We start from the raw sequence: 21,497 nt of genomic DNA on the forward strand, positions 1-21,497 counted from the left end.
AACCAAAATAGATTGCGGTTGTATGAATTTCATTCAAACTGTAAAAAGAATAAAATAAAGGGGCTTAAATTGCCCCTTTATTTTTTACTAAATGATTGGCAAAAGTGCTCACACACTTTTTAGCAGTCCATTGCCAGATTTTATTCGTCCGCGGCTAACTGACCGCTTTCAACTTTGGGACGGGTTCACCATCCACAATCCGTTCGAAGCGTTGAATTTCTTCTTCAAGATGAGTCAATAGATTCTGCATTTTGGGTAGAGCATTACGGCAAGCAGTAAGACCTACTTCAAGCTTGTCCATATAACTGGTCATGGTGATATTCAGTGCCTGTCCATCCAGTACAATCGAAGCCGGATATAAGGCTTCCAAACGTGCGCCATTCCAGTACAGAGGTTCCTGAGGACCAGGGACATTGGAAATGATCACGTTAAATGCCTGACGTTTTGGCATTAAGCCAGATGCAATATTGAATCCTGCAAGACCGTAGACAAAAGCACTATAGTTCAGAATCTGATTGGCATTCATGCGCTTAAAGCGTTCTTTAGCACTGAGTACACTGCGACGTACCGTTTTAAGACGCTCCAAAGGATCATCCTTATGCGTGCCCAGATTCGCCAGAATCATGGTAATACGGTTGGAAACATCGGAGTCATCGCTACGTACAGAAGCGGGCACCATTGCAATTAATGGTTTTTTCGGCAAGGCATTTTGTGTGAGTAAATATTCGCGTAAGGCACCTGAACAGATCGCTAACACGATATCATTAATCGTTACACCTAAAGCTTTAGAAATATGACGTAAACGTGAGAATTCAAAAGATTGGGCTGCGAAACGACGTGAGGCACTGACACGCTGATTTAAAATAGAACTTGGTGCTTGAAAGCTGGACACATAATCCGGATTACGCCCCATATCTTTCAGTACGGTTTGTGATAATTCATAAGCCACTCGTGGCGTACATTCCAGCTGGCCTTTAATCGCCTGTAACACATTCTTCATGCGGCTGACTTTCGGCGCTTTCAGACGTTTTGCTCGTGGACCTTCTACACACCAAGGTGGCACAATACTTTTCGCATGTGGATCATGGGAAAGTGATTTTTCTACCAGACGCATGCCTGCAATACCATCTACCATCGCATGGTGAATCTTGAAGTACATGGCAAAACGGTTGCCTTCAATGCCTTCAATAATATGACAGGTCCAAAGCGGTTTAGCGCGGTCAATCAGTGCGCTGTGTTCTTGGGAAATATAAGTCAGCAGCTCGCGGATACGCCCAGGTTTCGGTAAGGCAATATGACGAAAATGATGATCTAAATCAAACTCTTCATCTTCATCCCAAAATAAACCGTTTAAATAGTTATTAAATGGAGGAATCGGTGAGGATTTGGAATTGCGAATATCAGTCACCAGATCCCGGATAAAAGAGGCTGGTGCATTGTCAGGAATTTGAAACAAAAATAACCCGCCTACATGCATAGGCTGCTGCCGTTTCTCTAAAGACAAAAAAATAAAGTCAATCGGATGTAATGGACGCATAGCGTAGATTGCCTCACTGCATTTTCTTCAGCTGCTCATGTATAAGCAACCTTGTTAGAATTATTGGTATCACATTACAAAGTATAGCGATTTTGTCGCATAAAGGTACTGATTTTTCTGTAGCCGATTGGTTCACAAAAAAACCACCCGACGAACGGATGGTTTTTTAAGATTATTTTTTCAAGTTCCCGGCATGCAAGCCACATTCTTTATGGGTGGCTTCTTCCCACCACCAGCGTCCTTCACGTTCATGCTGATTTGGCAGCACAGGACGGGTACAAGGTTCACAGCCAATGGAGATAAAACCTTTTTCATGTAGTGGGTTGTATGGAATTTCCATCATACGGATATAATTCCACACATCCGCACTAGACCAGTTGGCAAGGGGATTATATTTAATCAACTGTTTGCCTGGACCAGAAAAACCTTCATCAGATTGAACCACTGGAATGTCATTACGTGTTCCTGGGCTTTGGTCTTTACGCTGACCGGTAATCCAGCCATCTAAAGTTGCCAGTTTTTTGCGTAAAGGCTGCACCTTACGGATTCCGCAACATTCCTGATGGCCGTCACGGTAGAAACTGAACAGGCCTTTTTCAGTCGTCAGTTGTTGAATCGCCTCTGTTTCCGGGAAGCAGATTTCGATATCAATATTATAGTGCTGGCGAACCTTTTCAATAAATTGATAAGTCTCAGCATGCAGACGCCCTGTATCCAGGCTAAATACCCGGAAAGGTTTACCTAAATGCGATGCCATATCAATCAGTACAACATCTTCTGCACCAGAAAATGAAATTGCAATTTCGCCTTCCTGGTCGAGAGCAAGCGCTAAAATTTCACTTGGTGATTTATCTGCATATTCAGATGCGAGCGCATCTACCATAGCAATAGTGGGGATTTTGGTCATATGAGTCCTGGCGACATAGGCTTGGAAATGACGTGGCCTATATGAATTTATTTCAGATTTATTCTATTTTAATAGAAATGCCCAAAGCTACTTATCACTAAAAAATAAATACTTATGAAAAAAACAGATTTAAAAAAGAACAGTGCAAAATCTTTTTCTTCAGCTATGATAGGGCAAAATTTTTTCAATACAACTGAGGGGATGCTTCATGGAAGTCGTATGTCTAGATCTAGAGGGCGTTTTGGTTCCAGAAATCTGGATCAATTTTGCTAAAAAAACAGGTATTAAAGAGCTCGAAGCAACGACACGTGATATTCCTGACTATGATGTGTTGATGACCCAGCGTTTGAATATTTTAAAACAGCATGGTTTGGGTCTAAATGATATCCAGGCTGTGATTGCGGATATGGGGCCATTTGAAGGCGCCAAGGAATTTGTAGAATGGGTAAGTACTCATTTTCAGCTGATTATTCTGTCTGACACTTTCTATGAATTTGCTCATCCTCTAATGAAGCAACTAGGCTGGCCAACAATTTTCTGTCATAAGCTGGAAACTGATGAAGAGGGCATGATCACTGCTTATAAACTTCGTCAGCCGGACCAAAAACGTCAGGCAGTAAAAGCATTACATGGCTTGAACTTCCGTGTGATTGCAGCAGGAGATTCTTATAATGATACCACGATGCTAGGTGAAGCAGATCATGGTTTCCTATTTGATGCGCCTGAAAATGTGATTGCTGAATTCCCGCAATTCCCGCCAATTCGTGGTTATGATGCGTTAAAAGAAGCGATTCGTAATGCTTCAGTACGTGATATTCCAGCTTAATTTTTAAGTTTGAAATTAAAAAAAGGCACCAAAGGGTGCCTTTTTTTATTAGAGTAAAACTCTTTATTGCTTAGAAACGGTAGCCGATTTTTAGGCCATAACCCATGGCATGGTTGTCTTCAAAATCACCTACAATAGTACCGCCAGTTTGTGCTTGGGCATCGCCTAACCAGAAATATTTTACGCCAGCCTGAATAAAGTAATTCTCAGCAGGGCTATATTGAGCACCTAAGCCTACATTCCAGTAACCTTCAGTTGGACCTAAAGTCGTTACAGGGTTGCCTGCACCTGAGTCATAACCTACAGAAGCTGAACCTGACCATTTATTATTGAATTTGCGACCTACACCGACTGTTGCTGACCATTGATCATTAGAGTAATCGATCAGATTTTGTGCTTTTCCTTTTGCCAAGGCTGAAGCTTGAGCGAGTAAAGATGGTGTCACAGCAAATTGGTCCCAATGAACCCAACGAAGATTTGCAAAAGCAATAGTATTTTGAGCGATACCTGACTGTAGATCAATATTTACCGACTGAGGTGTAACCGCCTCAACAGTGCTTTCTCTTTCACCTAAAGTCGCCAATAATGGTTTTGCTGGACTTAAAGGATGACCTGCATCAGGAAGTTGTTGTCCTAAAAGAGCTAAATCAGACTGTTCAGAAGATTTTGCTTTATGCTTAATTTCTGAACGATAGGTAACAGAAGCTTTTAATGCAATTTCAGGAATTTGATAAGCAAATCCAGCAAGCCATCCAAAGGCTTCTTCTTGTTTAAGCTGAATGTTATAGCCACTTAATAAAGAATAAGCACCCCCCCGTAATTTAATATCAGCCTCAACAGTTTGCCACACTGGACCAGCATAGAAATTCCAGTTTTCTGTAGGTTGATAACCAATGAGGGCAGTTAAATTATGTGTGTCAACATCAACTGATGTACCTTCTACACCATTACCAAAAGAACCAGCAGTTTCAGCGTATGTTGCATCTGCTCCAAAAGGTTGATCATAGATCAAGCCTAAAGAAATTTTGTCTGTTGCTTGAACTTTAATTGCAGCAGAGGGGAAATAGTAATCTTCCCCCATGTCGTTAATTTTTTCACCTTCAAAAGCAGATACTTTAGATGTCCCTTTCACAGTTGGATCAAGAACAGAAATTCCTGCTTCTGCATAGTTACCAGGTTGTAAAAAAGCCTGAATAGACTGGCCTGAACGGTCTAAACCGGCAGCGAACACGAGAGAAGTAGGCAGGCTAGAAAGAAGAATAGCGATAGAGATTGGCTTAAGCTTCATGGCTCATCCTTGACAATGTTGCATAAATATTAATAAAAGTTGTGGAAAAGTAACACAAATTTAAAAAGAGTAAATGCTCCACTTCGTCCAAGAAATGAACTATGGCGGTTATAAAAAATGATTGCTTAGAGTATTTATACTATATTTTTTCGATTAACTTAATGAAAATAAACAAATAATAATTTTTATCAAAATATATTAAAAACAAAATTTAGGCAAAATTTGATTGGTGATAAAAGCATCGAATAGTATACGGGTGTATAAAAATATAAATGAGACAATAAAAACCACCCGAAGGTGGTTTTTATTAACTAACAGGAATTAGAAGCGATAGCCCATTTTTAAGCCATAACCTAAAGCATGGTTATCTTCAAATTGTGCCACAGAGTTTCCTGTACCAAACATTGATGCAGGTTGAGCTTTAGCATCACCTAACCAGAAGTACTTCACACCACCAGCGATAAAGTAGTTTGCAGCAGGTGAGAATTGTAGACCTAGGCCAACGTTCCAGTAACCTTCAGTTGGACCTAAAGTTGAAACAGGGTTGCCTGCACCAGAATCCCAACCTACAGAGACATTACCTGCCCATTTTTCATTAAATTTACGGCCTACACCTACAGTAGCTGACCATTGATCATCTGTATAACCCACTAAGTCAAAACCATTTGGATTATCTGGGGTTAAGCCTGCGGCGCCTAAAGCTTCTGAAACTGTACCAAACTGTTCAGGACGAATTGAAAAATCTTCCCAGTTTACCCAGCGCACATTAGCAAAAGCGACTGTGTCAGCCATGATACCAGTTTGGAAATCAAGGTTTACAGATTGTGGAGTTGTAATTTTGGTAGTAGTGTTTTCGTTATATACCGCACCTGGTCCAGGAACTAAACCAGTTAAAACTAAGCTTGTACCATATTCATTCGTTGCTGCTTCGTGATCAATTTCAGAGCGATACGTTAAAGATGCTTTTAATGCGATTTCAGGAATTTGGTAAGCTAAACCTGCAATCCAGCCTACTGCAGAATCTTCTTTCATATCTGCATTATATTGGCCTAATGCAATAGTAGAACCGTATGCGGTACCACGTAATTGAACATTCCCTTTAACGGTCTGGTATACTGCACCACCATATAGATTCCAGTTTTCAGTTGGTTGGAAACCTAATAGGAACGTTAAATTTTCGGTTGTAACTTCTACTTCAGTTGCTTCTTGGCCATCATGGAATAAGCCCTGTCCAGCAAATAATGCAGCTGGAAGCCCCAAGCCTGCTAATGCTGGGTTTGCTCCAGCATCACCAACTGAATAGGCTGCATCAGCACCAAAAGGTTGATCGTATAAAAGACCCACTGATAATTTATCAGCTACTTGAAACTTTAATGCTGCACTTGGGAAGTAATAATCTTCACCCATGTCTGATAGAGATGTATTCTCAAGACCAGCTAATGCTGCAGGAATAGCAGCGTTAGGTGTGTAACCTGCATTAGCTTTACCAGATACAGATGGGTCTAAAACAGAAATACCTGCTTCAACATAGTTACCAGGTTGTAGGAAGGCTGCAATAGATTGGCCTGAACGATCTAGTGCTGCTGCAAATGCGCCTGTCATAGGCACAGTTGCAAGAATCATTGCAGTAGTTAATGTTTTTAATTTCATTTACGTCTTTCCTTGAGGTACAAATTTATATCTAGCGTTGTTGTTTGCACTTATTAAATTCTTGGAGATTTCGGGTATTTATCCGCAATCATTTGTTACTCCATGTGACAAAAATAGCACAATTAAAATAAGAGTAAATGCTCTAGAAAAAACTAATTAGTCTAAAAAAGCACCAAAATAGAGTTTTTGCACCAAAAAATAGCCTTATTTTGAAATAAGTATTTGAAAGTAAAAGAAATAAAATAATGGAGAAAAAATGATTTTTTGTATAAAAAATATTCTAAAAATATGAAGATTAACGCTAATTTTTTGAAGTATAGATCACATTTTGAAAGGGTGGTGCGCCCTGCGGGACTCGAACCCACGTCGGTCGCTTAGGAGGCAACTGCTCTATCCAGTTAAGCTAAGGGCGCGAAAGAAGGCTATTGTACTGTAAAAAATGCAAAAAAAAAGTTATTGCCGAAGCAATAACTTTAAAAATCATCGATTAAAAGATTTTTTGATTAATTCTTAGGGCGCAGTGCCTTAAACAGAATAAACATGATCACTACCCAGATCGGAAGCATCAGTACTGATTCTTTAAAGCCTTGTGTCCACATGATGTAAAGAATGGTTGCAATGAAAGCTAAAACCAGAATATTACTTGCAGGTGACCACAATGCAGGGAAACTGGTCTTTTGTCCTAACTGCTTCATGCTTTGCATAAACTTGAAGTGAGTCAGGCTAATCATGGCCCAGTTCAGTACCAGTGCACCTACCACCACATAAATCAGGTGACTTAAAGCATCTTCAGGAACAAAGTAGTTTAGAAGTACACAGCCGAAAATCAGCAGGGCAGAGAACAGAACTGCAGGAATTGGAACGCCTTGTTTGTTCACAGTCTTAAAGATTTTAGGGGCATTACCTTGCTGTGCCAGACCATAGAGCATACGGCTATTGGCATACATACCACTGTTATAAACAGAGAGTGCCGCTGTCAGGATGATGAAGTTCAGCAGATGTGCTGCCCAGTCAATCCCCAATTGGCTAAAGATCATTACAAACGGGCTTTTATCCAGACCACCCAGTTCCAGCTGGTTCCAAGGCACTAAAGACAACAGAATGGTCAACGCACCTACATAGAACACCAGAATACGGAATACAACCTGATTAATCGCTTTTGGAATAGTTTTTTCTGGATTTTCAGCTTCTGCTGCCGCCATCCCGATCAGTTCAATACCACCGAAGGCAAACATCAGGAAGGCCAGCATATAGAATAAGCCTTCAAAGCCATTCGGGAAGAAACCGCCTGCTGTCCAAAGGTTGCTGAAAGAAGCTCCTGAAGATGCATCAGCAGTCAGGATCAGATAGAGACCAAAGACAATCATGGAAATGACCGCAGTCACTTTTACAATGGATAGCCAGAATTCTGATTCACCGTAGAATTTTACATTGCCGAGATTGACCAGCGTAATTACGATGAAGAAAAACAGGACTGAGGTCCAAGCTGGAATATGAGGCCACCAGTAATTAATATATTTTGCAACGGCGGTGAGCTCGGTCATAGCCACCAGGATATATAAGATCCAGTAGTTCCAACCCGCAAGGAAACCAGGGAATTTGCCCCAGTATTTATAAGCAAAATGGCTGAATGAACCTGCTACAGGTTCATGAACAATCATCTCACCCAATTGACGCATGATTAAGAATGCAATTAAGCCACCAATGGCATAGCCAAGAATAATAGAAGGACCCGCAGATTGGATCACCTGTGCGGAACCTAAGAATAAGCCTGTGCCAATTGCACCGCCCATGGCGATCAACTGAATATGACGGTTCTTTAAGCCACGCTGAAGTTGTGAAGACTCGTTATTCAAAGTGTTCAGCCCGACAATGTAAGAAATAGGTATAAAGATTGTAATGGAACAAAGATAAGAAGCCTAGAGCACCCGTCTGGATGAAATATTATTATCGTATTTATAAAAAAAAATTATAAAAATAAATAGAATAAAAGATATGTGAATCAATATATTAATTTTATTGAAAATGTAACTGATGAGTTTGCTGTTTTTTTAACTCGACACAAATGCTGTTTTTTTATACTTAGGTCGGGCAAGGCAGCTACTTGGCTTTAAACCGATTATACTCGTCTCAGAAATATTCAATAATTTTGATCAGAATAAAGACAAGCCAGAGGAAGAAAGTATTCATGAGTTTCGCTGCCCAAATCAAAATCCCGGCCACTTACATGCGCGGAGGCACCAGTAAAGGGGTGTTCTTTAAACTGGACGATTTACCTGCTGCTGCACAACAGGCAGGCCGAATTCGGGACCAGTTATTATTAAGAGTGATCGGCAGCCCGGATCCATATGGCAAGCAGATTGATGGGATGGGCGGTGCCAGTTCAAGTACCAGCAAAACTGTGATTCTGTCTAAAAGTCAGCAAGAAAATCATGATGTGGATTATCTGTTTGGTCAGGTATCGATTGATCGCCCTTTTGTAGACTGGAGTGGTAATTGTGGCAATCTGACTGCAGCAGTTGGAGCATTTGCGATTTCCAATGATCTGGTCGATCCTGCACGTATTCCTGAAAATGGACTGTGTACGGTGCGAATCTGGCAGGCGAATATTCAGAAAACCATTATCGCCCATGTACCGATGCAGAATGGTCAGGTTCAGGAACTAGGCGATTTTGAGCTGGATGGCGTAACTTTCCCAGCAGCTGAAGTACAGATTGAATTTCTGGATCCAGCCGATGATGATGCTGAGGGCGGTTCAATGTTTCCGACCGGAAATTTAACCGATATGCTGGAAGTACCGAATATTGGCAGCTTTGAAGTGACGATGATTAATGCCGGGATCCCGACAGTTTTCTTAAAGGCAGAAGATCTAGGCTATAACGGTACCGAGTTACAGGACCATATCAATAATGATGCAGCTGCCTTGGTGAAGTTTGAAACCATCCGAGCCTATGCTGCTCAACAGATGGGGCTGATTCAGGATATTAGTGAAGCTGTTACACGTCAGCATACGCCAAAGATCGCTTTTGTGGCTCCACCAAAGACTTATACGTCCTCTAGTGGTAAGGAAGTCACTGAAGCAGATAGCGATATTCTGGTCCGTGCCTTATCGATGGGTAAATTGCATCATGCCATGATGGGAACAGCGGCTGTAGCGATTGGGACAGCGGCAGCAATTCCGGGAACCTTGGTTAATCGTGTTGCAGGTGGCGGGGAGCGTGAATCAGTCCGCTTTGGTCATCCTTCCGGTACCTTAAGAGTGGGTGCGCAAGCAGTGCAGGAAAATGGGGAATGGAAAGTGAAAAAAGCCATTATGAGTCGTAGTGCTCGTGTGCTAATGGAAGGTTGGGTGCATGTCCCTGAAGATGTTCTCTCTTAAAATTATTCCTTGAGAAAATTAGCCTAAGTAAAACCATCAGTTCTCTGGTGGTTCTTTTATTGATGCAGATTTTCTACCTCAAATTTTCAGTCTCAATACAGAATTATGAAACAACATTTGGATTTAAGACTGAAAATTCAAAGCAATTCTAGGTACAATACCTGATAACAGACAGGCACTTATAAACTGTCATTTTATTATTCTGGCTACGTATTCGAGGCGAATGTGTCATCTATCACTGACGTATCAACCCATGCACTAACTCAAGCACAACAACGGATTCAACACGATTTAATGACTGCTTTGGAAGCCTTTTCCATTCCGGAACCGTTAAAGTCGGCAGTACATCATGCCGTAATGCTAGGAGGAAAGCGGGTACGTCCAGCACTCTGTTATGCCACTGCCGCTTTAAAACCGAATCAGAATAGTGCTGCGGTACGCCGTGCCGCAGTTGCGATCGAGTTTATTCATTGCTATTCACTGGCACATGATGATCTGCCATGTATGGACAATGACTTGTTACGTCGTGGTCAGCCAACCTGTCATGCTGCTTTTGGTGAAGATACGGCTCTTTTGGCGGGTGATATTTTGCAATCTATGGCGTTTGAAATTCTGGGTAGTCGTCTGTTTGATCAGGGGCCTGCAGTAGAACCTGCGATTGTCTTGAAGCAGATGCAGATTCTGGCGACTGCTTCCTCGAAAATGGTCAATGGTCAGGTACTGGATTTACAGGCCGAAGGCAAAAAAATTGATCAGGAAGCACTGGAGACGATTCACCGAAATAAAACCGGTGCCTTGATCAGTGCAGCGATTATGATGGCAGCGGTGACGATCTTTGAAGGGACTGATCTGGCCATTCCAAAATTGCGTGAATTCGGGCAAGCCATTGGTCTTGCTTTCCAGGTGCAGGACGATATTCTGGATATTATTTCTGATACAGAAGTGCTGGGTAAAACCGCGGGCAAGGATGAACAGGTGGAGAAGTCAACTTATCCAGCATTGATGGGTTTAGAGAAAGCCCAAGCCTATGCACAGCAATTACATGATCAGGCCATGACTGCACTGAATCATTTTGAAAGTCAAGCCGATGACCTGATGCAGATTACCCAGTTCTTGCTGACACGTAAAAGCTGATTTTAATAAACTAATCTTCCTGAAATCAGCTTAAAACAAGCATAAAAAAGAGGATTTAAAGTCCTCTTTTCTTTTATATTGAATTACTTGCTTTCGTTATACAGACGTTCTGCCTGTTCAAAGCGTGTTGTAATTTCAGCTGTTGGTGCTTTGCCTAAGAGACTTACAACTACAATCGCAATCCAAGAACAGATAAAGCCTGGAATAATTTCATAGATGCCGGCTGGAATAAAACCAAGACCTGTTCCACCAACAGTATTCTTCCACAGAATCACCATACATGCGCCAACGATCATGCCTGCCAAGGCGCCATTCAAGGTCATGCGCTTCCAGAACAAAGACAGAATAATCAGTGGACCAAAAGCAGCGCCAAAACCTGCCCAGGCATACGCCACCAGACCCAAGACTTTAGATTCAGGATTACCAGCCATCCAGATCGCCAGTAAAGCAATGAGAAGCACCATCAAACGACCGACCCAAACCAGTTCTTTTTGTGAGGCATTTTTACGCAGGAATGATTTATAGAAGTCTTCAGTCAGGGTACTTGAACAAACCAGTAACTGACAGCTAAGCGTACTCATCACCGCGGCCAAAATTGCCGCCAGAACCACACCGGCAATCCATGGATTGAACAGGATTTTAGTCAGTTCCATAAACACGGTTTCAGGATTGGCATTCACCACAGCAGCGAGTTCCGGATGTTGCTGGAAATAGGCAATACCAAAGAAACCTGCGGCCACTGCACCACCCAAACAAAGCGTCATCCAGGTCATCCCGATACGGCGTGCATTTGGAATCGACTTCACTGAATCGGCGGCCATGAAACGCACTAAAATATGCGGCTGACCAAAATAACCCAAACCCCATGCCATTAATGACAGGATCGCGATGGTACTCAGATCACCGACCAAGTTCATGGCCTGTGGACGTGCGGCTTCCAAAGCGAGCGTAACTTGCGACATATCTGAAAAAGTCAGGATGGTTACGATTGGCGTAAGAAGCAGGGCGAAGATCATCAGGGTTGCCTGAATGGTATCGGTCCAGCTGACTGCCAGGAAACCGCCAATAAACACATAACTGATGGTTGCAATCGCACTGATCCAGAGCGCTGTACTATAAGACATGTCGAACATGCTTTCGAACAGACGTGCACCTGCCACCATGCCTGAAGCACAGTAAATTGCAAAGAAAATCAGAATGACAAATGCAGAAACCACACGCAGTACTTTTTTCTGATCGTTAAAACGGTTCGAGAAATAGTCCGGTAGGGTCAGGGCATTATGCTGGACTTCGGTATGGACCCGTAAACGACCCGCAACCAGCAGCCAGTTCAGCCATGCACCGATAATCAGACCAATCGCAATCCACATTTCAGACAGGCCAGAAAGATAAATTGCGCCTGGCAAGCCCATCAGCAGCCAGCCACTCATGTCGGAAGCCCCTGCAGAAAGTGCAGTTACGAAACTACCTAAACGTCGGCCCCCTAAGATGTAATCAGAAAAGTTGTTTGTCGCGCGGTATGCCATCAGGCCAATTACGACCATGCCGACAATATAAAAAAGAAAGGTAATTAAGGTTGGATTTAGGGAGCTCATACGGTATCCATTTTTAAGTTGGACAGTAGATCGAAACAAGGATTATGACAGATGCGAAAGACTTTAATCCGAAAGCCAGGCAACATCGAATCCAGAGGATTTCAAAAATAAACGCGAAATTTAACCATAAATTCACAATCTTTGCTGAGATTTTCTTATTTTGAAAGAAAATAGGCAACCAATTGGCTGCCTATTGTGAAGTATCTCTGAAATTTAGTGACGTCCCATCACACCGCGAATGGTATTCAGCACATCGGCAGGCAAGACCACAGTCTTGGCATTTGGAGACTTGGCCATATCCTGCATGGCTTTGACATATTGTTCACCCAACAGATAAGCCACAGGAATTTCCTTATCGCCAATTGCCTGACTCACCATATCAATCGCACGCTGTGAAGATTCTGCCAGTACGACTTGCGCTTCTGCATCACGACGTGACGCTTCCAGACGACCATCAGCTTCCAGAATGGCGGCCTGTTTTTCACCATCCGCTTTAGTGACGGTTGCACGACGTTGACGCTCTGCCGCTGCCTGTTCTTCCATCGCCGTCTGCATGGTTACAGAAGGTTTGATATCCTGGATTTCAACCGTCTTTAAGGTGATTCCCCAGTCTGAAATATCATCAGAAATGCTGGACTTTAAACGTGCCTTGATATGATCACGCGAAGATAAGGCATCATCCAGATCCATTTCACCCACGATTGAACGTAGCGAAGTTTGTACCAGGTTCTGAATTGCCCATGAGTAGTTCTCAATCCCGTACACCGCTTTTTCAGGAGTTGTCAGGTTGATATAAGCCACCGCATTCATCAGCAAGACGGCGTTATCGCGGGTAATTACCTCCTGAGAAGGAATATCCAGAACGATATCTTTGGTGGTGACTTTATAAGCCACTTCATCTACGTAAGGAATGACAAAATTCAGGCCAGGATTAAGCGTGGTGTGATATTTACCCAGACGTTGCACAATCCATTTATAGCCTTGTGGAACAATCCGTACACCTTTAAAAATGGTAATCGCAACAAAGGCCAAGAACGCAATAACAATGATAGTGCCAGCAGGCATAATTTATTCACCTTTTTCGTTTTGATATTGAGTGTTGTGGGGCTGTACAACCAGGTCATTTCCCAGAATATCGACAACACGGACACGATCCCCAACCTGAACTTTATCCAGAGCACGGCAATCCCATTCATCCGAGCCTAGAACCGGTAGCGGAAAACGAACCCGAATCTGATCCTGTTCAAGATCGGTCTGAATCACCATGCCAATTTGGCCAATAGTGGCCTCACGCGACAAGCCGGCTTTGGTCTTGTCGATAGAAAGCGGCTTGATAAACTTGAACCAGAGCAAGGTACAAAGAACAGACAGGATGATCCAGGTCAGGATCTGGGTGGTCAGTCCCATCATCGGGAACATCCAGTACAGAATGCCGACCATAATGGCACCAATCCCGAACCAGAGGGCAGCAAAAGCGGGCAGGAGTAATTCTGACAGAATAAGAAGTATTCCCAATACAAACCAGTGCCAAGGTTCAAGAACTAATTCCATATCGTGACCTATATTGCTAAGTATTTAATTAATCATCATCTTTATATGATTTACTTCCAATGTAGCAGATGCTGCAGCAGATGAATATAAAAAATTTCTGATTAAAATTTTGCCGGTCGTGCAGGCTTGAATGCAGCCGGAGACTGCCTAAAATCACTGATGGCTTTTTCAATTGAACGGATTTTCAGTTGCGCGGCTTTTTCACCTTCAAGAATGGTCTCATTGCTGGCTTTTAAATCCAGCGTACCAATATGACCTACTTTAGGCTGGATCACGATATTAGCTTGCCTGAGTTCTTCATTGATACTTTGCTGACCCATGATATTAATCGTCTGGTCCAGTACGCCCCACATGTTGAGTGCTTTATTGCTGTCCGGACGTGCAGATATATCTACGGCAATAACAATATCTGCTCCCATATCTTTGGCCGTTTTTACTGGAATTGGACTAACCAGACCGCCATCGACATATTTTGTACCGCCAATTACAGCGGGCACAAAGACATTCGGAATACTGCAAGAGGCACGCACGGCTTGTCCGGCATTGCCTTTGATAAAGTCAGCTTTACGGCCATTGTCTAGGCGGGTTGCCACTGCCGCGAAGCGAATCGGGAACTGTTCAATCGGTTTATTCGCCACATTTTTATTGACGAAATCCTGCAGTTTCTGTCCGGCAATAATCCCTTGGCGGTTCAGGGTTAAATCACGAATATCTGATTCTTTAAAGTTCAAGGCGATTTGCTGCAACTGATAAGGAGATTTGCCGCTGGCATATAGACTGCCCACGAAGCTTCCGGCACTAGTTCCAGTAACAATCTTCGGTTTGATGCCGTGCGATTCGAGGACTTTGAGTACCCCGATATGGGCAAAGCCTTTGGCACCGCCACCACCGAGCGCAATAGCCACCACAGGTTCACGAGCCTGAAGAGGAGTAGATGTTGTTGGGGTTTTAGTAGCTTTATCACATGCTGCAAGGCTTAAACCCAAGCAGCCAATCAGAGCATAACGGGTTAATTTCATTATAAAAAACTGGCGATTAAATCAACAAAATTCAGGCTATCACATCAAAAAAAGCCAGTTTTGCCTAGTCTTTTTTCAAAAGCTTTTGTAACGGCTTGGCGACCCAATCCGGATTTTTGGCCGAAAATTTACCTTCATAATGCTTATAGATCTGTTCCAGATCATATTCATAATCACCTGTTAGGTGATATACACCGAGGATATGAACGGTCTTGATGTCATAGTCAAAGGAAAACATCACAATCGGCAAATGGGCTGCCTTGGCAATATGATAAAAACCACTGCGGATTTTTTCTGGCGCCTTGCGAGAACCTTCCGGTGCCATACCTACCCAGATTCGGTCTGTCTTATTAATCACATCAACAATTTGTCGGGTGTGGCCTTGCGGTGTATCGCGTACTACAGGAACCACACCGATCCATTCCAGAATGGGTTTAAGCGGAGTACGAAACAGGCTGTCTTTACCAAAAATCGTAATCTGAATACCCAGACCAAGTAGGGCATTAAAACCTAGCCAGGCATCGATATTCGAGGTATGCGGGGAAATAATCGCTACTGCTTTAGGCAGGTTAGGGAACTCGCCTTTGAGCTGCCAGCCCTGAGCCAAAAATAGCTGTTTAAACAGGGTTTGGCTCAGTTTACCTCCGCGGGAGGGAACCAATGGAGGGAGTTTTGGGAAACGTGTTGTACTCATCGATGTCTCATCCTGAAACGTATTTTTCTTTATTTTTGATCATATTAGACTGTTGTAAAATCTGGATCATTGGCAAAATGTATAGCGATGATGGATGCTTTTAGCATTTTTACCTTAAGGACCTGCGCTGAATATGCGGAATACTTATATTTTACTGTTTTCCCTATATTGGGCACAGGGGCTTCCGGTCGGGTTTATGACGCACGCTTTACCTGTAATTTTACGAGCTGAAGGCGTATCTCTGGCACATATTGGTGGCTTTGGTCTGCTCATGCTGCCATGGTCGATTAAAATCTTCTGGGCACCTTTAGTCGATCAGCATGGATCAAAATCTCGAGGCCATTATCGAAGCTGGATTATTCCTTTACAATGGCTTTCTGTCGCTGTGCTGATAGGACTGTCTTTTTTGCCGATCCAAGCTTTAAACCAGCCGCTGTATCTGCTGATCTTTTTTATCACGTTGTTAGTGATGAATGGGATCGGCGCTACTCAGGATATTGCTACAGATGGACTGGCAGTCAATATTCTGAAAAATGAACAGCAACACTGGGGTAATACCTTTCAGGTGATTGGCTCCCGCTTGGGCTTTATTGTTGGAGGCGGAGCAGTCCTATGGTTACTCGATTTTTTGCATTGGCAGATGACCTTTTTACTGCTGGCAGCTCTGGTCTTTCTGAATACTTTACCGGTGTTATGGTTTAAAGAGCCGGATCACCAAAAGATGATTTCTTCATCATCTGAAAAATTACCTGCTCGGACTAGAATCAAAGCTTATTTTCAATATTTTTTAGCTGATTCTACCTTGGCGAAATGGCTGCTGGTTTTACTAACCTTTAAAGTGGCGGATGGTCTGTCTGGGCCCTTATTAAAACCTTTGATGGTCGATTTGGGACTGAGTTTTAGTCAGATTGGCATTTATGTCACCATGCTTGGTGCTTTTGCAGCATTAATTGGCGCAGGGCTAGCAGGCTGGTGTTTGAAATACTGGTCGCGCAGCTGGAGTTTAATGATTTTCTCTATTCTGAAAATACTCAGTCTAATCGCTTATGCCTGGCTGGCTGCACAATATGAAGCCCAGAACAAAGTAGCAAACTGGATCATTTATCTCATTAATGCTGTTGAAGATATGGTATCGGCCATGCTCCTAGTGGTTATGCTGACCTTGGTGATGCAATACAGTCGTAAGCATCTGGCAGGGACTGATTTCACCTTTCAGGTTGCCTTGATGGCTACTATAAGCGGGGGACTTTATAGCCTGAGCGGGCTACTAGGGGACGCTTTAGGTTACCGAAACTATCTAAATTTGATCGTAATCATCGCGATTTTTTGCCTGATTCCTATTTTCCGATGGATGAAAGTAGCGAAAAATATTTAAAATCTCTTATGAATAAGTAAGTTAATTCACTCCCCACCTAAAGTATTAAAAAGAATATGTAAATATTTTTTTAATAATTTTGTAATATAGGCGCCGTGTGTATTATTTGTAACAAAATAAGTTAAAGGATTTTTTAATGAAAACTAAGTTAGCAACAGCAATCGCACTCAGCCTTTTAGCGGGGACTACATTTGCAGCACCAACTTTCTATGGTGAAATTGACGTAACTGCAGATTACCTACCTGAAGACAATGTAGGTAAGAATCGTGACGTTGTAGAATTAAATAGCAATAATTCATTCATCGGTATTAAAGGTGATGAAAAACTGACTGACCGTTTAAGCGCACTTTATCAAGCTGAATTAACCTTCTATACAGATGATGGTCAGGGTGGCGAGGGTAATGATACTTTTGTACCGCGTAATATCTTTGTTGGTTTAAAAGATGAAAAACTGGGTGCTTTAAAAGTAGGTAAAATTGATACGCCTGTAAAACAGCTTTCTGCGGTTGTAGATACTTTTAATAACTATATTGATAATAAAGCCGATGTCGCAGGTATTTTTACTGGTGAAAACCGTATTGATAACGTTGTAGTTTATGAAGCTCCAGCTCTTGCGGTAGGTGAAGGTAAACTTAAAGCGACTGCACTATTAGCAACTGGTGAAGCGAGTGGTGTATCTAAATCCAATGGTGGTTCTAAAGTTGCAGGCCGTGGTTTAGGCGATGCATGGTCAGCATCTGTAGTCTATGACAGCAAACCTGTAGTTTTAGGTCTTGGTTATGACAAAGCGATTCCATCAAACTTTGCAGGTCGTGGTTTTGTAAATGCTTCTGCTCCGGAAGTAACAGGTGGGGTAGCAGGTAGTGCATTTGCTGCAGCGAACACTATTCGTGCGATTGGTCGTGTAAACCTTGATGGTGGTCTGTCTCTACGTGCTTTATACCAAACTTCAGAAGTTGAAGGTGTTGCAGGTAATGATGCTGCAGCTGCATCTATTGATGATGCACAAGGCTGGTTAATTGGTGCAGAATACAACCTGCCAAATGCAAAAAACTGGACAGTAAAAGGTCAATATAGCCAGAACACGACTGAATTTACTACGGCTAAAGCTGATTATGAAGCACAACAAATTATTGTTGGTGCAGACTATGCTTTCTCTAAACAAGTCAAAGCTTATGGCTATGCAGGTTATCTAACACTTGAACAAGGTTCATTAGAAACTAAACAACCAGTGGTTGGTACAGGCGTCGAATACAAGTTCTAATTTTAGAACAAAATAAAAGCGGTGCTTCGGCATCGCTTTTTTATGCCTGAAACAACAAAACTTAGCAATTTTAGGTCTAATCCTGAAAGTTCCCAGCTGTTACCATGACAGAAAATCCTCTATTCCTTTTTAAATTATGACCATTCAAGCTGTTTTATTCGATCTTGACAATACCTTGACGCATCGTGACCTGACGACACAGGCCTATAGCCGTTATCTGGCAGAATATTATGCTTCGGCACTAGCACAGGTTGAACTTGAGAAAATTATTGAGATTGTGCGACGCATAGACAATGGTGGTTATCCCAAAAAGGAATTGCTGACTCATGGCAGTATTGGCGCTTCAGCTGCATATGCATTGTTACAGGAATTATCTTGGTTAACTCCACCAGATCTAGACGAGCTGGCGCAATTCTGGTTTAGTCAGTTTGGACGTTTCGCCGTAGAGATGCCGCAAGCAGGGCGAGTATTAAAACAGCTTAAAACTGAAGGTTATCGCTTGGCCATTGTATCCAATGGCGGCCATGACACCCGATTAAATACCATTCGCGGTTTAGGTATTGCAGAGTATTTTGATGAGATTGTCAGTTCAGGATTGGTCGGCTTTAATAAACCGCAACCGGAAATTTTCCAGATTACCGCAGAGCGTTTAGGCGTACCGCCAGAACAATGTCTTTATATTGGTGATCATCCTGTTAATGATGTTCAAGGTGCAACAGCCGCAGGTATGCATGCTTTATGGATGCAAGGTTTTCATCCGGATGCCGAGTATATTCAATACAAGATTCAGCAACTACCAGAAATCTTTGACCATTTGCAGCGGCTTAAGCAGCTTTAAGTAATCCGGTGGCTATTCATGGCTTTTGCCCATTGGTGAGAGTGACAGCGCGGACAAGTCTGTTCCGCTTCTTTTAAATGCTGGACTTGACCGCAATAAATACAGGCATAAAGTTCTTCTGGTCTGACTTCTTTGACAATGCAGCAGGATTTCGGGAAAAGCGGGAGCCCATGCCGAACATCATCTGGATGGAAATATAAAATGCTGAATTTACCGTCAGTTTCCAATAAACCCAAACGAACCTGACCTAAATGTTCAATGCCTTGCTGACGCATCTCAGCAAAGAATTCATCGTGGGACATTTTGCCTTTTTTAATTTCATCAATGACCAGTAAACCATCTTCCACAATATGAATCGGTTTGCCTTCGAGCAGGTCTTCAAACCATTGAAATTTCATCATGAGCCAGGTGGTCAGACGATACAGGAAAATGATCACCGACATGATCAGCGCTGCCTGGATCAAGGGGAGATCTTCTGTAAACATCGGATCGCCAGCAATGGAACCCAAAGCAAGAATGATGGTGACTTCAAAGATCGAAAGTTGTCGTACCCCACGTTTACCTGTCAGCCGTAGAAACAGGATAATCATCGCGTACATCACTACACAGCGCAGCAAAATCTCTGTGGCAAATTCCCAGGTCGTATCATTTATAAATATGGTGGCCCAGTCCATTGTTATTATTCCAGATCACTCTTTGTTCCGAGTCTAGCAATCTCGGCTGTTAGTTTGCTGCTGTAATTGTGTAAGTTTTTGAATAAAAATAAATTATGTTTTTTGAATGTGATTGCTATGAGTGAAAGATATAGCGATTTTAAGAAAATAAGATAGATATTTCATGTAAATATTGATTGATTATTCAACAGATTAAATTTGAACCAGTTCACATTTTACTCTGTGTGATTTTTAATCAGTACAAATAATATCCTACTGAAATATATCAAGATAAAATCTGAGCAATTTCCTAGGAATAATGAGAACTATTTAATGATTTGTAATCAAATAACTTGATAATTATAAATTTCTGTATGTTGTGCCCTGAAAAATATAGCGATTAGATCAAGCTAAAAATCTGTTTTTTAAATTAAAAATATTGATTTTGACTTCCAAGAAAGGATGTATTGTGAAAAAGATATTCACGCTTTTAACGGTTATGGGCTTAAGTACAGCGGTATTTGCAGATGCAGACTGGAACTATGATCAGCCTGAACAATGGTCGACTCTAAACCAGAAATATTCAGCCTGTAATGGACTGAACCAGTCACCAATCAATATCGAGCGAACAGTCAAAGCCGAACTGGAACCGCTCAAGTTTAGCTATAACACTATGATTCACACAATTGAAAATAAAGGTCATACCGTTCAGGTAGACTTTGCTCAAGGCGGAGAATTACAGCTGGATGATGAAACTTTTGTGCTGAAACAGTTTCATCTGCATAGCCCAAGTGAGAACCTGATTAAGGGCAAGAGCTATCCTCTAGAGATTCATTTTGTCCATGCCAATGCTCAAGGGGAACTTGCTGTAGTGGCGATGATGTTTGAGCAGGGTACAGAAAATCCGATGCTTAAACGTATGTGGAATCGCTTGCCGAAAAAGCAAGGTGAAAAAGTCGTCTTGAAGAAACCGCAACCTGTAAATGAGATGTTGCCTAAGAATCTGGATTATTACCGCTTTAGTGGTTCGTTGACGACACCACCATGTTCTGAAGGTGTGCGCTGGTTGATTTTGAAAGAGATCCAACAGGCCTCTGCGACCCAGATTTCAGAATTTTCCAAGTTAATGGGTCATCCAAATAACCGTCCAGTGCAGTCCTTAAATGGCCGTGTGGTACTGGAATAACAAAAATCTGGATGAAAAAGCTGACTTAGTTCTGCTTTTTTTAATTCTGATACAAATTTCAATAGCCTAAGGTGAAAAGAACTTTGTGGCGAATGCTGAAAGAATTAATATAGATAAGATTTCCTTGGGTCTTTCTGCTGCCATGCTCTTTGACTTAAAAACCATGATCCAGCCATTCACAGCGCTTTCGCCACAGCAGAAGAAGCTGGATCGTCTGATTGATAAAATCGAACAGCAGAAGTTGGAGTTAAAACAATGGCAACAGGCTGAAGAAGACCTACAGCAATATACGCATAAAACTTTCATGCCGGTCTATCATGAATTGCATGGTGTGCTGTTTGAGCAGCTCGAACAGCTCTGGAACCACTTACAGGAAACAAATTTTACCAAGGCCGAGTTGGTAGTACTGGATGAGAAGATTCAATACCTGGCAGATTATCTGCAAGATTCTCAGGCGATGTCAGCGCAAGAAGCCTATAGATCTCTTTCATAAATCAAAAAACGATCTTCTTTTTGGTTAATATTTGCACTCCGGATTTCTTAGCATTCGTGCATAATCTGCGGATGAAATACATCGATTCAAACAAGCTTTCTGATCCTC

18 protein-coding genes, 1 tRNA gene and 1 pseudogene are annotated in these 21,497 nt (G+C 42.2%); 8 read left to right on the forward strand and 12 right to left on the reverse strand.

The annotated features are described in order from the left end of the window. Window positions 1–154 precede the first annotated feature (154 nt). Both FTV25_RS12820 and FTV25_RS12825 read right to left on the reverse strand, forming a co-directional pair. Complete coding sequence (locus tag FTV25_RS12820) at window positions 155–1,537, reverse strand: wax ester/triacylglycerol synthase family O-acyltransferase (protein ID WP_004783088.1); 1,383 nt, start codon at window positions 1,535–1,537, stop codon at window positions 155–157. A 172-nt stretch (window positions 1,538–1,709) separates the two neighbouring features. Further along, the gene (locus FTV25_RS12825) at window positions 1,710–2,444 is read right to left on the reverse strand and encodes a phosphoadenylyl-sulfate reductase (RefSeq protein WP_180002472.1); all 735 of its coding nucleotides are present in this window, start codon (window positions 2,442–2,444) and stop codon (window positions 1,710–1,712) included. A gap of 208 nt (window positions 2,445–2,652) precedes the next feature. On the opposite strand from FTV25_RS12825, the gene thrH reads away from it, so the two are divergent. Continuing rightward, complete coding sequence (gene thrH, locus FTV25_RS12830; protein WP_179993412.1) at window positions 2,653–3,270, forward strand: bifunctional phosphoserine phosphatase/homoserine phosphotransferase ThrH; 618 nt, start codon at window positions 2,653–2,655, stop codon at window positions 3,268–3,270. A 70-nt stretch (window positions 3,271–3,340) separates the two neighbouring features. Here the strand turns inward: thrH and FTV25_RS12835 are convergent, their stop codons facing one another. From FTV25_RS12835 to FTV25_RS12850, 4 genes are all read right to left on the reverse strand, one after another. Next, window positions 3,341–4,558: an OmpP1/FadL family transporter gene (locus tag FTV25_RS12835; protein ID WP_180002473.1), complete on the reverse strand. Its 1,218-nt coding sequence runs from the start codon at window positions 4,556–4,558 to the stop codon at window positions 3,341–3,343. A gap of 321 nt (window positions 4,559–4,879) precedes the next feature. Continuing rightward, window positions 4,880–6,208: an OmpP1/FadL family transporter gene (locus FTV25_RS12840; protein ID WP_180002474.1), complete on the reverse strand. Its 1,329-nt coding sequence runs from the start codon at window positions 6,206–6,208 to the stop codon at window positions 4,880–4,882. Between the two features lie 337 nt (window positions 6,209–6,545). Continuing rightward, window positions 6,546–6,621 (reverse strand) — tRNA-Arg (locus FTV25_RS12845). 90 nt (window positions 6,622–6,711) lie between these two features. Then, a complete protein-coding gene (locus tag FTV25_RS12850; protein WP_004783078.1) occupies window positions 6,712–8,064 on the reverse strand; it encodes an amino acid permease in 1,353 nt (450 codons plus the stop codon). Between the two features lie 332 nt (window positions 8,065–8,396). Between FTV25_RS12850 and prpF the strand changes: the two genes are divergently transcribed. Together prpF and FTV25_RS12860 are read left to right on the forward strand one after the other, a co-directional pair. Continuing rightward, window positions 8,397–9,587, forward strand: coding sequence for a 2-methylaconitate cis-trans isomerase PrpF (prpF, locus tag FTV25_RS12855; protein ID WP_180002475.1), 1,191 nt, complete (start codon window positions 8,397–8,399; stop codon window positions 9,585–9,587). Between the two features lie 225 nt (window positions 9,588–9,812). Beyond that, window positions 9,813–10,721 carry a polyprenyl synthetase family protein gene (locus FTV25_RS12860; RefSeq protein WP_004783076.1) on the forward strand — a complete coding sequence of 303 codons (909 nt, stop codon included), beginning with the start codon at window positions 9,813–9,815 and terminating at the stop codon, window positions 10,719–10,721. Window positions 10,722–10,804: 83 nt separating this feature from the next. On the opposite strand, the gene putP is transcribed toward FTV25_RS12860, so the two are convergent. From putP to FTV25_RS12885, 5 genes are all read right to left on the reverse strand, one after another. Then, the gene (gene putP, locus FTV25_RS12865; RefSeq protein WP_159122845.1) at window positions 10,805–12,316 is read right to left on the reverse strand and encodes a sodium/proline symporter PutP; all 1,512 of its coding nucleotides are present in this window, start codon (window positions 12,314–12,316) and stop codon (window positions 10,805–10,807) included. A gap of 213 nt (window positions 12,317–12,529) precedes the next feature. Beyond that, entirely contained in the window at window positions 12,530–13,381 is an 852-nt protein-coding gene (locus FTV25_RS12870) for an SPFH domain-containing protein (protein ID WP_180002476.1), read from the reverse strand. A 3-nt stretch (window positions 13,382–13,384) separates the two neighbouring features. After that, on the reverse strand, window positions 13,385–13,867 hold the full coding sequence (locus tag FTV25_RS12875; protein WP_180002477.1) for an NfeD family protein: 483 nt from the start codon (window positions 13,865–13,867) through the stop codon (window positions 13,385–13,387). Between the two features lie 101 nt (window positions 13,868–13,968). Then, on the reverse strand, window positions 13,969–14,886 hold the full coding sequence (locus FTV25_RS12880; RefSeq protein WP_004783071.1) for a patatin-like phospholipase family protein: 918 nt from the start codon (window positions 14,884–14,886) through the stop codon (window positions 13,969–13,971). 64 nt (window positions 14,887–14,950) lie between these two features. Continuing rightward, window positions 14,951–15,580 carry a 1-acyl-sn-glycerol-3-phosphate acyltransferase gene (locus tag FTV25_RS12885; RefSeq protein ID WP_159122843.1) on the reverse strand — a complete coding sequence of 210 codons (630 nt, stop codon included), beginning with the start codon at window positions 15,578–15,580 and terminating at the stop codon, window positions 14,951–14,953. A 133-nt stretch (window positions 15,581–15,713) separates the two neighbouring features. On the opposite strand from FTV25_RS12885, the gene FTV25_RS12890 reads away from it, so the two are divergent. The 3 genes from FTV25_RS12890 (at window position 15,714) to FTV25_RS12900 (ending at window position 19,057) form a co-directional block, all read left to right on the forward strand. Further along, entirely contained in the window at window positions 15,714–16,955 is a 1,242-nt protein-coding gene (locus FTV25_RS12890) for an MFS transporter (protein WP_180002478.1), read from the forward strand. A 136-nt stretch (window positions 16,956–17,091) separates the two neighbouring features. Next, window positions 17,092–18,219: a porin gene (locus FTV25_RS12895; protein ID WP_005234516.1), complete on the forward strand. Its 1,128-nt coding sequence runs from the start codon at window positions 17,092–17,094 to the stop codon at window positions 18,217–18,219. A gap of 136 nt (window positions 18,220–18,355) precedes the next feature. Then, window positions 18,356–19,057, forward strand: coding sequence for an HAD family hydrolase (locus FTV25_RS12900; RefSeq protein WP_180002479.1), 702 nt, complete (start codon window positions 18,356–18,358; stop codon window positions 19,055–19,057). On the opposite strand, the gene FTV25_RS12905 is transcribed toward FTV25_RS12900, so the two are convergent. Further along, a complete protein-coding gene (locus FTV25_RS12905; protein ID WP_180002480.1) occupies window positions 19,054–19,731 on the reverse strand; it encodes a DUF421 domain-containing protein in 678 nt (225 codons plus the stop codon). The genes FTV25_RS12900 and FTV25_RS12905 overlap by 4 nt on opposite strands. A 478-nt stretch (window positions 19,732–20,209) precedes the next feature. Here FTV25_RS12905 and FTV25_RS12910 point away from each other — a divergent pair, with 478 nt between their 5' ends. Continuing rightward, window positions 20,210–20,896 carry a carbonic anhydrase gene (locus FTV25_RS12910; RefSeq protein WP_180002484.1) on the forward strand — a complete coding sequence of 229 codons (687 nt, stop codon included), beginning with the start codon at window positions 20,210–20,212 and terminating at the stop codon, window positions 20,894–20,896. 142 nt (window positions 20,897–21,038) lie between these two features. Beyond that, window positions 21,039–21,377, forward strand: a pseudogene (locus tag FTV25_RS12915) (molecular chaperone DnaJ); the annotation flags it as partial. Window positions 21,378–21,497 lie beyond the last annotated feature (120 nt).

Source organism: Acinetobacter sp. YH12249 (assembly GCF_013417475.1).
Taxonomy (GTDB): domain Bacteria; phylum Pseudomonadota; class Gammaproteobacteria; order Pseudomonadales; family Moraxellaceae; genus Acinetobacter.